Source organism: Psychrobacter sp. CX16 (assembly GCF_057396245.1).
In genome coordinates, this window is record NZ_JBXYJF010000032.1 from 21,506 (window position 1) to 35,555 (window position 14,050).

Consider the following 14,050-nt stretch of genomic DNA (forward strand, 5'->3'; position numbering starts at 1 on the left):
AAGATTTTGACTAAAGTGAGGTTTATACATTGGTGAATGCATGACATTAAATTGTGGGTGAAAATAAACTAGTAATAACACATAGTCTACAGAATTTGGTATTGCTAGTTTCACTCCTTCTTACAGGAAGTTTTTATTTTTAAGGAATAGATTATGTCAACCATTGTATCTAGCCGTTTACCTGATCGCCCTAATTCAAAAAAAATCGTTACTGCGGCCGTGATCGGCAGTGCTTTAGAGTTTTATGATTTTGTACTCTATGCGTTTTTTGCGGTTTATATCGGTAAAGCTTTTTTCCCCTCTGACGATCCCTTCATTAGCTTATTGCTGTCTTTGGCAGTATTTGGTATTGGTTTTATCACTCGCCCACTTGGCAGTATTATCTTAGGTATCGTGGCTGACCGTAAAGGGCGTAAAATCGCCCTGTTACTCACCATTCTTTTTATCACTGTGGGTACTATAGGATTGGCTTTGACACCTTCTTATGCCAGTATTGGCATTGCTGCCCCTATTATTGTCTTAACGTGTCGTTTATTACAGGGATTTGGGTTAGGGGGTGAAGTTGGCCCCTCCTCGGCCTTTTTAATCGAAAGCGCACCCTCACATAAACGTGGGTTGTTTGGAAGCTGGCAACTGGCTTGTCAGGGTTTTGCAGCCATTATGGCAGGTGGTTTTGGGATAATAATGATATTATCTTTAAGTACTGAAGATATGTTTGCTTGGGGTTGGCGAGTACCTTTTTTCTTGACACTTTTACTGATTCCGATTGCCTTATATTTACGTAATAATATGGCTGAGACTTTACATGAAAATGATGTAAATACCATGCCTTCGCCTACTAATACCCTCAATTCGTCTACTAATGTTCATACGTCTACTCATAAAACTGACTCAACAAAGATCAAAAAATCCTACGTTCCTTCGATTGTTAAGACGGGTGAATTCTGGCGTAAGATTTTTATAACGTTTTGGGCAATTGCTGGTATCACAGTACCCCTGTATGTCTCTATCTATATGAATACTTATGCGACAACCACCTTAAAGCTTAGTCCTGCCATTTCTATGTCAGCCACACTGGTTTCTGGTATCGCCATTTTAATGTTTGCTGTATTAGGAGGTTGGCTTAGCGATAAATTTGGCAGAAAAAATCTAATGTTTTGGCCACGGGTTGTATTAGTCCTTATATCCTTGCCCCTCTTTAATTACTTGGTGAATAATATTGGATTGTCATCCCTGATGATAACTACCTTTGTTCTGACTGGATTCACGGCATTAAGTGGCGGCGCTTGTTTGGTAGCGGTTCCTGAATTATTTGATAGAAAAATTCGCGCTACTGGACTTTCTGTTGCTTATGCAGGAGTGGCTATTATATTTGGTAGCACAACCCAGCCCGCTATAGCTTGGCTTATTGAATCGACAGGTAACCCTGTTGCTCCAGCTTGGTATATGATGTTTATCGTTTTATTATCAATTATTGCGGTTTGGTTTATGGAAGAAACTGGCGATAAGGCTTTAAAATAAGTAAACCAAAATAACTAACCCATTAAATCTCTAAGCTATAAATAAACGAAGCTTTTAAAATATGCACTATAGTCAAAGAAGTCTAAAATGGTTACAAGGCAACCGAGTGCAAGTACTACTGGAGTAGGCTTAACGAGGTTAACGCCGTAACCGTTTAGTAGTTCATTGACTATATATATTACGTGGAGAGTTCATATGAACCAGCACCCCTTGCTAGTAGAATTGGAACAAACGGCAGATAAGTTTGTCAAAATCCGTCATGATATTCACCAACATCCTGAACTCGGCTATGAAGAATTTCGTACCAGTGATTTAGTGGCAAAAAATCTTGAAGCTTGGGGTTATACGGTTACTCGAGGTTTAGGCGGTACAGGCGTGGTCGGTCAAATTAAAAAAGGCAACGGTAGCCGAACCTTAGGGTTGAGAGCCGATATGGATGCCTTACCTTTATCTGAGCTGACGGATTTACCATACGCTAGCAAACATGAAGGAAAAATGCACGCTTGCGGTCACGATGGACATACCGCCATGCTATTGGCAGCAGCCGAGTATTTAGCATTAAACGCAGACTTTAATGGCACGCTTAATTTAATATTTCAACCTGCTGAAGAAGGACTTGCAGGGGCAAGGCGCATGATAGATGAAGGGTTGTTTGAACAGTTTCCCTGCGATGCAATATTTGGCATACATAATATGCCAGGCTATAAGCCAGGACAGCTTTGTTTTAATGAACAAGCATTGATGGCATCTGGAGACCGTATCGATGTGACATTGCATGGCAAAGGTGGCCATGGTGCAATGCCTCATTTGGCAAGTGATCCTGTGGTGGCAGGCGCGGCAATTATTATGGGCTTGCAGACTATTGTTTCTCGTAATATTGACCCGTTAAAAACGGGAGTGATCACGGTTGGGGCGTTTAATTCTGGTCATACCGATAATGTCATCCCAGATACTGCCGTATTAAAACTAAATGTTCGAAGCTTAGACCCTGACTCTCACGAAACATTGTTAGACCGTATACAAGAGATGGTAAATCATCAAGCAGCGGCTTATGGTGTGACCGCTAGTTTTGACTTTATCACTCATTATCCTGTGCTAATGAATGACGCTGAACAGACTCAGTTTGCTTATAAAGTAGCCCAGGAGTTAATTGGGGAAGATAACACACTTACTGATATAAAACCGTTGACGACCAGTGAAGATTTTGCCTTTTTCCTACAAGAAGTACCAGGATGTTATTTATTTATTGGTAATGGGGATGAATCCACAGGGGGACCCGGCGCTTGCTCTATCCATAATCCAAATTATGATTTTGATGACACTAACATTCCCATCGGCGCTGCTTATTGGGTTTTATTAACCCAAAGGTTTTTAGTATAGATTTACTATTCATATTATTTATACTAAGTCCTTTTTGTCTCGCTGTAGCATCATAGGTGCTAAGTTTTTAGAAAGTCATATCACCTAGTTTTAGGGTTAATTTTTTTAATAACTGGTCCTCAAGTGTGCTATCAGCATGTGCAAAAACAGATAAACCGGCAACAAATAGTAAGGTAGATACAGGTTTTTTATAAGTATGCTAACAATCTGAGTCTCGGTAAATCTTGATTTTTTCGTGTCGAAATCTCCTGCTAGTACTTTAGCATTTAGTTTCCACTTTTTGGTGTTATTGTTTTGAGGTGATTACCCTATGTTAAGAATTAAGAATTTACACTTCAATAATTAATAATATTTTCTAAACCTATGAATGTTACTTTTTTATATCCCTTTGTATCATAATTTGACTTAGCATATTGATTTGTTAGGATAGCAGGGCTATTTTTTGCTAGTAAATTGTGCTTCTTTATTTACTAGATATTTATAATCGGTAAAACCGCTTATTTTTATTGACCTCCCCCAGTTCTTATAATCAATTTTAGCGCCACCTTTGGCGCTTTTTTATAGCGGTTTGTCTTGTTCTAGTTCTATCGCAACGTTTTAAGCATCTTTATCAAACTCAAAATTAGCTTTTGGTGTAACCGATACCAAAGCAAGTGTTACACCTTAATTTTTATGATTTAAAGCTACTCTAATATTGATAAAGGTAGTAAATATCAGCAACTTCATGTTGCTCGAATTTTATCAACTTTACATAGGACAATATTATGAGTATACAACCTGAAAAAATTCCTAAGCCCTTGCTAGAGCGATTTCGTAGCGCTTATATACCACCGATCACGAAGTCGGTGAAAATAACGTCGAATTTATGGGTATGGATGTGCATAACCCTGTTTTCGGTATTGCCGCCTTATTGGTTGTTGGCTTTGTGATATTTACTCTAGCCATGCCGGAGTTAGCCAACTCATGGTTAAACGGCGCTAAAGAATGGGTCGTTAACACTTTTGACTGGCTAATTGTCAGTGCCAGTAACGTGTTTGTTTTATTTTGTTTGGCTCTCATCCTCTCGCCTTATGGCAGTATTCGTATTGGCGGTATCAAGGCGACACCTGACTTTTCTCGCTTGTCTTGGTTGTCTATGCTATTTGCCGCTGGTATGGGTATTGGCTTAATGTTCTGGTCGGTCGCTGAACCGTTAGCATATGCTAGCGGCTGGTTTGGCACACCGCTTGGTGTCGAGGCCGATACACCAGAAGCGTTTAGCGCAGCCATGGGTGCAACCATGTACCACTGGGGTTTACACCCTTGGGCCATTTATGCCACCGTTGGATTATCACTTGCGCTATTTGCATTTAACTTCCGTTTCCCATTGACCTTACGCTCTGTGTTCTACCCTCTTTTTAAAGAAAAAACATGGGGGCTACCCGGTCATATCATTGATATCTTGGCAGTTTTGGCCACTATCTTTGGTCTAGCGACTTCTTTGGGTTTGGGCGCACAGCAAGCAGCCGGTGGTCTCAAATATCTGTTTGGCGTCGATATGGGCGTGAACGTCGCAGAAATGATTATCATCGGTGTGGTCAGTCTGTTAGCGACCATTTCTGTCGTTCGTGGTCTTGATGGCGGGGTCAAAGTCCTATCAAACTTTAATATGGGACTGGCATTCTTATTAATGCTGTTCGTATTTTTGGTCTCAAATCCACTACAATTAGTCGGTCAAATGTTTGTAACAGCGGCAGATTATGCCACTCACATCCTGCCTTTATCTAACCCAGTTAATCGTACCGATACCGATTTTTATCATGGCTGGACATTATTCTACTGGGCGTGGTGGATTAGTTGGTCGCCATTTGTGGGTATGTTTATTGCCCGTATCTCAAAAGGTCGTACCGTGCGTGAATTTTTAACCGCCGTTATGGTAGTGCCTACTATCGTGACCATTATTTGGATGACCGTATTTGGTCGAACTGGTTTGGATCAGTATCAAAACCAAGTGGGTGAATTTGTTGAAGGCAGCTATATCGTGGGTATGATCACCTCAATCATTGCGATTGTATTGGTACTGGTGTTCTTTATCACCTCATCAGACTCAGGCTCGCTAGTGATTGATACCATCACTGCAGGCGGTAAGCTTGAAGCGCCGGTTCTACAGCGTGTATTCTGGGCACTAGCACAAGGCTTTATTGCCATTGCCCTATTGTATGGCGGCGGTGCAGAAGCATTGACCTCACTACAATCGGGTGCCGTAAGTACCGGCCTACCGTTTACACTGGTATTATTGGTGATGTGCTTTAGTTTATTCTTAGGTCTACGCCGTATTTATAAAGCGCGTGAATGGTTATTTGATGAACTAAAGAAAGACTAATGGCAATAATCATTTAAATAAGCTCTATTTGAATAAACCAGTTGATAATTAATGGATAAAATGCACTCTAAATAGTTTAGGGTGCGTTTTTTAATTCTTATAAATAACGACAGTCAAGCCAGATAAAAATAACCGCTCACACCCGATTAGCGACCTCTTAACATCCTTTCTATAGCTTTATACAGCGTTAATGCCTATAATCTGTGGCCAAGTAAGCCTATTGTATAGAAAATTATTGTGTGATTTACAAGGCTTTACTGATTTATAATTTGTATGGACCGTTAGAATGAACATGACCCTCTCCTCTACCCTCAAGACCACTTTTGCCTGTCTAGCGATAACACTACCGAGCTTAGGTATGTCGGCAGTAGCGGCAACGCCAAACCAGTGGCAATTAAATATGCCTAAGACGCAGGTTAATTTCTCTGTGCCTTATCTCAAAAAATTCACCGTCCATGGTAAATTCCATGATATCAATGGTATTATTTATTATGACGAGAAGTCTCCAGAGAAGACCACCGTTCGCTTCACAGTAAAGACAGAAAGTATCGATACCGACCTCAAACCGCGTGATTTGTTTTTACGCCGTAAAGAGCTGTTAAATACCAAACAGTACCCCACCATGAAGTTTGTCTCAAAAAGCATCAAGCTAATTACGCCGCGCGAAGGCTACGTCACTGGTGACTTTACCGCATTGGGCATTACCAAGCCATTAACCGTCAAGGTGACTTTAAACGAGACTAAATCTAGAACACCGTCACTAAAATTTACCGCAACAGGTAAGATTAATCGTCAGGACTACGGCTCAACTGCCTTTCCGAATATGATTGGTAATATTATTCCTATTAATGTTTCAGGCGAGCTGATTCCTGATAAATAAAGATCTCATTCATTTTAATTGCTTAGGCTATATTAATTAGCACCAATAGCTTAATAAAAATAAAATCCATAAAAACCCGCTGCTCAGCAAACTGACAGCGGTTTTTTTGTGCACCAAAATCGATTTAAATTAAAATAAAATATCGTGTGCTCTTTAACTAATTATTAAAATGTTATATTATAACATTTCATTTAGAAAAGGAGTCTGCTATGCAAGTATTAAGCTCATTAAAGTCTGCCAAAAATCGTCATCCTGATTGCCAAGTGGTACGCCGTCGTGGCCGTGTTTTTGTTATCAATAAAACCGATGGCCGCTTTAAAGCAGTACAAGGTAAAAGCAAGAAACGCTAAGCGTTGTTTGATAACAAAAATAAAAAAGTCCGCTATGAATGCCATAGCGGACTTTTTAATGGGTTCTTTCTAATAGCTTTGAGCGGTTAATAGACTAATAAACCATATGTGCAATGGCTGAAATAATTACCAAACTAATCAAAGTACGAATCATAAAAATGATAAACAGCTCTAACACATTGAGCTTAATATTCGACTTTAAAATCAAAGCGCCAATTTCAGACATATAAATAATTTGGGTAATAGACACCGCGCCCACAACAAAGCGAGTCAATTCACTATCAATGCTCTTGCCCACCAATGCTGGCAAGTACATATCAGCAAAGCCCATCACCATTGCCGGTGCTGCTTGCGCCGCTTCTGGTATCTGCAAAAGATTGAGTACGGGCACTAGAGGCGCACCAAGCCAATTAAATACCGAAGTGTATTCTGATAGCCCCAGACCAATGGTACCAATAGCGAAAATCAGCGGAATTAAACCCAAATAAATATCACACAGTTTAATAAGACTCGATCTAAACAGGCGCAGTAAACTTGGCATGTTATATGCTCGGGTGACTGCTCGGGATACCGCCCATTCGTGAGTACTGGCATGTTTAGGCACATGCTCGTTTAATCGACCCTCACCAGTATGATACGTCTCCGGCTTTAGCGATAACGGTGGTAGTCTTGGCATAACGATAGCCGCCACAAAGCCAGTAATGGCGATAGCGATATAGAAGAATACAAACTGCCCTTCTACGCCAATGGTCTTAGCAATAACATAGGTAAATGCAATCGAGGTCACCGAAAAGCTGGTCGAGATAATCGCCGCTTCACGCTGATTATAAAAGCCTTTATCATACTGCTGTATGGTCACTAATAGACCGATAGACGATGCGCCAAACCAAGAGGACATGGCATCAACCGCAGAACGACCGGGCAGTTTAAACAGCTTAATAAAGACTTTACGCGACAAGGTGCCTAAGTATTCCATTAACCCAAAGTCGGTTAAAAACGGCAGTACTAAAATGGCAACAAAGAACAGCGGCAGCAAAATCGGGATTAAGTCTTCAAATATAACCCCGCCAGTATTACGATTAATAATAAACTCAGGGCCTATTTGTAGATAAATCATCCATATAAATAGCACACCCAAAAAGCGACAGATAAGCCACGGCCAAGTGATGTCAAACAGCTGCTCTATAACGGGATGCTTGGATAAATTAGGCTTGAATAGGGTGACAAATAAACTACCGATAAAGGAGAGTGTCACAATCGCTAATGCCACATAGGCTAGGTAATCACTCAACGCCGCTTGCAGCGTGTCGGTCAATACCCCTAATAAAATGGTAACTTTACCGTCCCATTCAAAGGGAACGATAAACAGCAGCAAACCAATGGCAGAAAATATAATAAACTTCCATAATGAACTGCGCAACTGTGCACCGGTAGGCATCTCCGATTCGGAAGGGTCCTCGTCTAGCATCGGTCTTTGCAGACCTTCTAAGGGATCAGTCAAACGTTTGTCTCCTCATAAAATATGTGCTATTTAATATCTGGACTTTGCTGAGTTGCTCATTAGATATGTTTAGGAATCCATCATATTAATACAATATTTAGGATAACTCACAACTGAAATGACGACCAAAAAAAGAGCTGCGAGATAATCTGGCAACTCTTTTTTTGACTTAGTAGAGCTGAAGTAAAATCGTTCGTTCAGCTAACCTTTAGACTAGGCTATTAACTGCCTCTACCACCGCTTCAGAAGTGATGCCGAACTCTTTGTATAAATCGCTTGCAGGAGCAGATTCACCATAAGTGGTCATACCGATAACTTTGCCGTCTAGACCAACAAACTTGAACCAGTAATCCACATGTGCCGCTTCTACCGCAACACGGGCACGGATATTGGCCGGTAATACCGATTCACGGTAGCTGTCATTTTGTGCAGTGAATAATTCAGCACATGGCATAGACACGACGCGAACGCCAACGCGCTGCTCGCTTAAAGTATTATAAGCGTCCATCGCTAAGCCAACTTCAGAGCCAGTAGCGATAATAATCGCTTGTAGCTCAGATTGCTCTTTGGCCAATACATAACCACCTTTAGCAATGTTTGCCACTTGTTCGCTGTCACGTGCTTGATGCGGCAGACCTTGGCGGCTAAAGATAAGCGCAGATGGGGTGCTGGCAGCTTTTAATGCTTCTGCCCATGCCGTTGCTGATTCTGTGGTATCACAAGGACGCCATGTGTGTAGGTTTGGCGTGGTGCGTAAGCTGGTTAACTGCTCAACCGGCTGATGGGTTGGGCCATCTTCACCAAGACCAATAGAGTCATGGGTATAAACATGAATCACACGCTGCTTCATTAATGCACCCATGCGAACGGCGTTGCGTGCATACTCCATAAACATCAAGAAGGTTGCCACGTATGGGATAAAGCCGCCATGAAGGGCAATACCGTTGGCAATCGCCGTCATACCAAATTCACGAACACCGTAATAGATATAGTTACCATCGGCATCCGTCTGGATACCTTTAGCGTCTTTAAATAGCGTTAGGTTAGAACCGGCTAAGTCTGCAGAGCCGCCCATCAGCTCTGGCAATAATGGCTGGAAAGTATTGATGGCATTAAAGCTCGCTTTACGGCTTGCCACATCCTCGCCTTTTTCTTGACACTGCTGAACGTACTCTTGAGCCTTTTGCTCAAAGTCTGCAGGTAGCTCACCACTTAAGCGGCGCTCAAGTTCGGCTGCAAGCTCTGGGTATGCTTTTTTGTAAGCTTCGAAATCTGCTTCCCAGTTCTTTTGCTGCATATCGCCTTTGGCTTTACCATCCCACGCCTCATAAATGTCATCAGCGAGTTCAAATGGCGCATGTTTCCATGCCAGCTCGTCACGCGTTAGGACGATTTCATCATCACCTAGCGGTGCACCGTGGCTTGATGCCTTGCCCTGTTTATTCGGGCTACCCACACCAATGATGGTTTTACAGATAATTAAACTTGGCTTGGTTGTTTCAGCTAGCGCCTCTTCTGTGGCTTTGGTAATGGCATCGGTGTCATGACCGTCGACCTTAATTACTTGCCAGCCATAGCTTTCAAAACGTTTTTGAGTGTCGTCTGTGAACCAGCCGTCAACTTCACCATCGATAGAGATACCATTATCGTCATAATAGAAGACCAATTTGCCTAGACCTAAGGTACCAGCAAGGGATGCTACTTCATGGCTAATGCCTTCCATTAAGCAGCCGTCGCCTAAGAATGCATAGGTGTTGTGGTCAATAATATTATGGCCTTCGCGGTTGAACTGCGCCGCCAATGTCTTCTCAGCAATCGCAAAACCGACCGCGTTTGCGATACCTTGCCCTAGTGGACCCGTTGTGGTTTCAACACCTGGCGTGTAGCCATACTCTGGGTGACCTGGCGTTTTTGAATGCAATTGACGGAAGTTCTTTAAATCATCAATACTAACGTCGTAGCCAGTCAAATGTAGTAAAGAATAGATCAGCATCGACCCATGACCATTTGATAATACAAAGCGGTCACGGTTTGGCCAGCTAGGATCAGCTGGGTTATGCTTTAAAAATTTGCGCCATAATACCTCAGCAATATCAGCCATACCCATTGGCGCGCCTGGGTGCCCTGAATTGGCTCGTTGAACCGCATCAAAAGAAAGAACACGAATGGCGTTGGCTAGTTTGCGTTCAGATATAGGTGTCGACATATAAAATCCTAGGTTTTGGTGGTCTGTTAAAACGAAAGGTTAATAGAGGTGGTTTGAATGAACAGCGATTTTTATAAAAACGCCACATCCTGTCACTCTTACAATGGCAGGATGCTTAAAGTAAATCGTTATAGGTTTAAAATTAATGCGTATTAAGGGCTAAACTAATAAAATTAGGCTGAAATAGTCTCAGCACCGCCCATATACGGACGCAATACTTCTGGAATTGTGATGCTACCATCGGCATTTTGATGGTTTTCCATCACGGCAAGTAAAGTACGGCCAACTGCAAGACCAGAACCATTTAGAGTATGCGCAAGTTCGGTCTTTTTGCCATCTTTAACACGGGTACCCATACGGCGGGCTTGGAAGTCGCCACAGTTTGAGCAACTTGAGATTTCACGGTATGTGTCTTGACTTGGTAACCACACTTCGATGTCATAAGTACGTTTGGCACTAAAGCCCATATCACCAGTACATAGTTTTACCACACGATATGGCAAGTCTAATTGCTGCAAAATATACTCTGCTTGGCCGGTCATTTGCTCAAGCAGTTCATCGGACTGTTCAGGCGTCGCAATGTTTACCATTTCTACTTTTTCGAACTGATGTTGGCGAATAAGACCACGCGTGTCACGGCCATGCGAGCCTGCCTCACTTCTAAAGCAAGGGGTGTGGGCCGTAAATTTAAGAGGAAGCTCTTTGGCATCCAAACGCTCACCACGCACCAAGTTAGTCATCGGCACTTCGGCAGTTGGGATTAAGTAAAAGCCCATATCGTCATTATTAGTATGGTTAGTCAATTTGAATAGATCTTCTTCAAACTTAGGCAGCTGTCCTGTACCTTGTAGGCTATCTGAATTAACAATATAAGGTACATAAGTTTCGGTATAGCCATATTTAGCAGTATGGGTGTTTAGCATAAATTGAATCAATGCACGATGTAACTGTGCAAGCTGACCGGTTAACACGTTAAAACGGCTACCGGTTAACTTAGCCGCAGCAGCGAAATCTAACATATGCAGATTTTCGCCAATATCGGTATGATCTTTGATTTCAAAATCAAATTGACGCGGCGTGCCCCACTTGCGTACCTCAACATTGTCGTCTTCAGATTCACCAACAGGCACATCGTCGGCTGGAATATTTGGAATCTGTAGTGCTGCTTGGTTGATTTTGTCTTGCAGTTCTTTTAATTCTTCTTCAGCTTGCTTCATATCAGTGCTGATGGTTTGCATCTCGGCAAGCAGTCCACTGGCATCTTCGCCATTTTTCTTTAATACACCCACCTGCTTAGCACCCGCATTACGCTTGGCTTGCAGATCTTCAGTCTTTACTTGTAGGGATTTGCGCTGCGACTCCATTTGTTGCCAAAACTCTATATCTAGCTCATAACCACGGCTCGCAAGCTTCTGTTTCAGCTCGGTTAAATCTTGGCGTAATAACTTAGGATCAATCATGCAACACCTTTTTAATAATATGACTTATGAATATGGGGCTTATGAATAACGATAATACCAATAGTAATAATAGGTGCTATCATACCAAGACCGAGCATTTTTGACCATGTTAAAAGACGCATAAGTCTTCATTTTAGTAATAAAATTGTACTCATTAGCCAGTAAATGGCTTATTTTTTATCATTCTATTTAGTCGCCCTTACCAGTGCATCCAAACCCTCTCTCCTTGCTTTGTTATTTTTTCAACCACAACCTACGGTTAAAAGTTTCAATTAGCGGCGCTTTTCGGTAAGATACCCCTACGCAAATGACAGACTGATTTAGGCGCCGCCTTAAGTGATGTCATCTTATTTTCGTTACCATTCGCCCTATTTAACATCCTATTCGAGTAATTATATGGCTCTTTACCCCTACACCCTTCAACCCGTTGCTATTAATCTGACTGAAGAAGAATTTCATCAAGCGCAGTTTGAGTTATTTGAGCAGACCACGCCCTCTTTTGGTCTTCGCAGCATTAAGATGAAAGAGTGGATTATCATGGCGATATTCGTCGTTATCGCTGTTGCCGGCCTTATTTTTGTTAATGGCTACTCGACGATTATCTTTTGGCTGATGCTTATATTGGTGGCTATCTATTTACTGGTGCGTACCCTTGGTATGAAATGGTATGTCAAAAAAGAGTTTGAAAAACAGATGGCTGAGCAAGAAATGCCCGATGAGATGCGTCAATTAAAATTGGGCGTTCAAAAGCACGGGCTTATTATGGCCATGCCAGCACCCAATGCAGGTCTCCAAAATAATATGTCTAAATCCATGCGCGGTATGCAGATGCGTGCATCGAATACGCAACAAGCAGTGATTCCTTGGACAGCAGTTAAGAGCTGGGATGAGACAGATGACTATATCTTTATGTTATTTGAGATGCAGGGTCAGCAAGGCAGTCAGATTATTCCTAAGCGCTTAAAGGCCAATAAGTTCCCTATCGATACAATTCGCACTCACCTACAAGAAGTGGTTCCTATTCGCGGTTTGCAAGTTGAGACTTTGGGTAAACCATAGACCGAATTTAACCAATGCTAGCTAATACATAATACACCTAATAAAAGCTGCTCCCTGAGTGGCTTTTATCGTTTTATAGGGTTATATAAAACCCTACTCTACTACTAAAGTCTTATTAATGGTATAGAAAGGTTTTGTTGGGTATTCTTTACATATCTATTTGTAATTATGGCTTAATTACTATCACAAAATTGGTTATGATTAACAGTAAATTATAAAGCAGTGAATAAAAATTAACTTACTACTGTTACTCAAATATCTTCTATGTTTATAAAACAAATCATCAAACCATCAATTGATTTGTAAAACCTATCGATGTATTAGATATAATTTATTTAACTAATTAATAGTGTTTTGCTATTATAATCAATGTTGAAAGGCAAAGCCGGTAGGACCTTTAGCGTATCTACCGCTACTGCATAAATTTAAAATAAGAGGATAATAATTATGACTACTAATCAAATCGGTCTAGAAAAAAAAGATATGTCATCAGTGATTGAGAAATTAAACGCACTGTTATCAAGCTATCATATCTTCTATATTAATGTACGTGGCTACCACTGGAACGTTAAAGGAGAACACTTCTTCTCACTACATGAAAAGTTTGAAGAGTTGTACACCAGCCTGCAAGTTCAAATTGATGAGATTGCTGAACGTGTCTTAACTTTAGGTGGTACCCCACTTCACGCCTATAGCGACTTTGCTCAAAACAGTACCATCAAAGAAGACAAAGGCGTATTCAATGGTAATGACTGTGTACGCGGTGTCGTTGCCGGCTTACAAGAGCTTATTGAAGAGCAGCGCCAAGTCTCTGCATCTGCTGAAGAAGCGGAAGACCAAGGTACTGCGGATTTAGTCGATGACTATGTACAAGAACAAGAGAAGCTTGTTTGGATGTATAACGCTTTCTTAGGCTAGTTTTAAAGTTGAGAGCTATTCAAAATATTGAATGCTAAATAACTAAATACTAAAAAAGCCCCGCTCAAATCGAGCAGGGCTTTTTTTTAACATTTTGTCCCGTCCTAAAATAAGTTTACGAAAAGGAAGCTTATAAATGGACAAAGCAGAAAGATCAAGGATTAAACGAACACAGAAAGATTACACACTCGGCTTTAAATTAGCTGTGGTAGGGCAAGTAGAAAAAGGCGACATGACCTACAAACAAGCCCAAAAGCACTATGGCATACAAGGACGTAGTACCGTCCTAACTTGGCTTAGGAAACATGGTACATTAGACTGGAATACACCGCCAAAGAGCCTAAGAATGCCACACAAAGAAACCCCAGCCCAAATCATAAAAAGACTTGAGCGACAACTGGCTGATGAAAAAA

The 14,050-nt window shown here is 41.4% G+C and carries 11 protein-coding genes; 8 read left to right on the plus strand and 3 right to left on the minus strand.

Annotated elements, in window-relative coordinates; genetic code table 11:
- The first annotated feature begins 153 nt into the window (after positions 1 to 153).
- From AC2SLM_RS10925 to ykgO, 5 genes are all read left to right on the plus strand, one after another.
- On the plus strand, positions 154 to 1,521 hold the full coding sequence (locus AC2SLM_RS10925) for an MFS transporter (protein ID WP_486553852.1): 1,368 nt from the start codon (positions 154 to 156) through the stop codon (positions 1,519 to 1,521).
- Positions 1,522 to 1,716: 195 nt separating this feature from the next.
- A complete protein-coding gene (locus AC2SLM_RS10930; RefSeq protein ID WP_486553854.1) occupies positions 1,717 to 2,901 on the plus strand; it encodes a M20 aminoacylase family protein in 1,185 nt (394 codons plus the stop codon).
- An 865-nt stretch (positions 2,902 to 3,766) separates the two neighbouring features.
- The gene (locus tag AC2SLM_RS10935; RefSeq protein ID WP_486553856.1) at positions 3,767 to 5,263 is read left to right on the plus strand and encodes a BCCT family transporter; all 1,497 of its coding nucleotides are present in this window, start codon (positions 3,767 to 3,769) and stop codon (positions 5,261 to 5,263) included.
- Between the two features lie 286 nt (positions 5,264 to 5,549).
- On the plus strand, positions 5,550 to 6,143 hold the full coding sequence (locus tag AC2SLM_RS10940) for a YceI family protein (protein ID WP_486540239.1): 594 nt from the start codon (positions 5,550 to 5,552) through the stop codon (positions 6,141 to 6,143).
- A gap of 209 nt (positions 6,144 to 6,352) precedes the next feature.
- A complete protein-coding gene (gene ykgO, locus AC2SLM_RS10945; protein WP_486540241.1) occupies positions 6,353 to 6,493 on the plus strand; it encodes a type B 50S ribosomal protein L36 in 141 nt (46 codons plus the stop codon).
- Positions 6,494 to 6,587: 94 nt separating this feature from the next.
- On the opposite strand, the gene AC2SLM_RS10950 is transcribed toward ykgO, so the two are convergent.
- From AC2SLM_RS10950 to serS, 3 genes are all read right to left on the minus strand, one after another.
- On the minus strand, positions 6,588 to 7,994 hold the full coding sequence (locus tag AC2SLM_RS10950; RefSeq protein ID WP_486553858.1) for a YjiH family protein: 1,407 nt from the start codon (positions 7,992 to 7,994) through the stop codon (positions 6,588 to 6,590).
- Between the two features lie 208 nt (positions 7,995 to 8,202).
- Positions 8,203 to 10,200: a transketolase gene (gene tkt / locus AC2SLM_RS10955; protein WP_486553860.1), complete on the minus strand. Its 1,998-nt coding sequence runs from the start codon at positions 10,198 to 10,200 to the stop codon at positions 8,203 to 8,205.
- Positions 10,201 to 10,373: 173 nt separating this feature from the next.
- Entirely contained in the window at positions 10,374 to 11,660 is a 1,287-nt protein-coding gene (serS, locus tag AC2SLM_RS10960) for a serine--tRNA ligase (protein ID WP_486553861.1), read from the minus strand.
- 396 nt (positions 11,661 to 12,056) lie between these two features.
- Here serS and AC2SLM_RS10965 point away from each other — a divergent pair, with 396 nt between their 5' ends.
- The 3 genes from AC2SLM_RS10965 to AC2SLM_RS10975 form a co-directional block, all read left to right on the plus strand.
- The gene (locus AC2SLM_RS10965) at positions 12,057 to 12,719 is read left to right on the plus strand and encodes a YcxB family protein (protein WP_486540249.1); all 663 of its coding nucleotides are present in this window, start codon (positions 12,057 to 12,059) and stop codon (positions 12,717 to 12,719) included.
- A gap of 447 nt (positions 12,720 to 13,166) precedes the next feature.
- Positions 13,167 to 13,637: a Dps family protein gene (locus tag AC2SLM_RS10970; protein WP_486553863.1), complete on the plus strand. Its 471-nt coding sequence runs from the start codon at positions 13,167 to 13,169 to the stop codon at positions 13,635 to 13,637.
- 136 nt (positions 13,638 to 13,773) lie between these two features.
- Positions 13,774 to 14,050 (plus strand): helix-turn-helix domain-containing protein (locus AC2SLM_RS10975; protein ID WP_486552477.1); only part of this gene is annotated, 277 nt, incomplete at its 3' end.

Excerpts from the sequence above, each read along its gene's own strand:
- AC2SLM_RS10925 (WP_486553852.1), top strand. The coding sequence starts at position 154 with ATGTCAACCATTGTATCTAGCCGTTTACCTGATCGCCCTAATTCAAAA.
- AC2SLM_RS10930 (WP_486553854.1), top strand. The coding sequence starts at position 1,717 with ATGAACCAGCACCCCTTGCTAGTAGAATTGGAACAAACGGCAGATAAG.
- AC2SLM_RS10935 (WP_486553856.1), top strand. The coding sequence starts at position 3,767 with ATGGGTATGGATGTGCATAACCCTGTTTTCGGTATTGCCGCCTTATTG.
- AC2SLM_RS10940 (WP_486540239.1), top strand. The coding sequence starts at position 5,550 with ATGAACATGACCCTCTCCTCTACCCTCAAGACCACTTTTGCCTGTCTA.
- ykgO (WP_486540241.1), top strand. The coding sequence starts at position 6,353 with ATGCAAGTATTAAGCTCATTAAAGTCTGCCAAAAATCGTCATCCTGAT.
- tkt (WP_486553860.1), bottom strand. The coding sequence starts at position 10,200 with ATGTCGACACCTATATCTGAACGCAAACTAGCCAACGCCATTCGTGTT.
- serS (WP_486553861.1), bottom strand. The coding sequence starts at position 11,660 with ATGATTGATCCTAAGTTATTACGCCAAGATTTAACCGAGCTGAAACAG.
- AC2SLM_RS10965 (WP_486540249.1), top strand. The coding sequence starts at position 12,057 with ATGGCTCTTTACCCCTACACCCTTCAACCCGTTGCTATTAATCTGACT.
- AC2SLM_RS10970 (WP_486553863.1), top strand. The coding sequence starts at position 13,167 with ATGACTACTAATCAAATCGGTCTAGAAAAAAAAGATATGTCATCAGTG.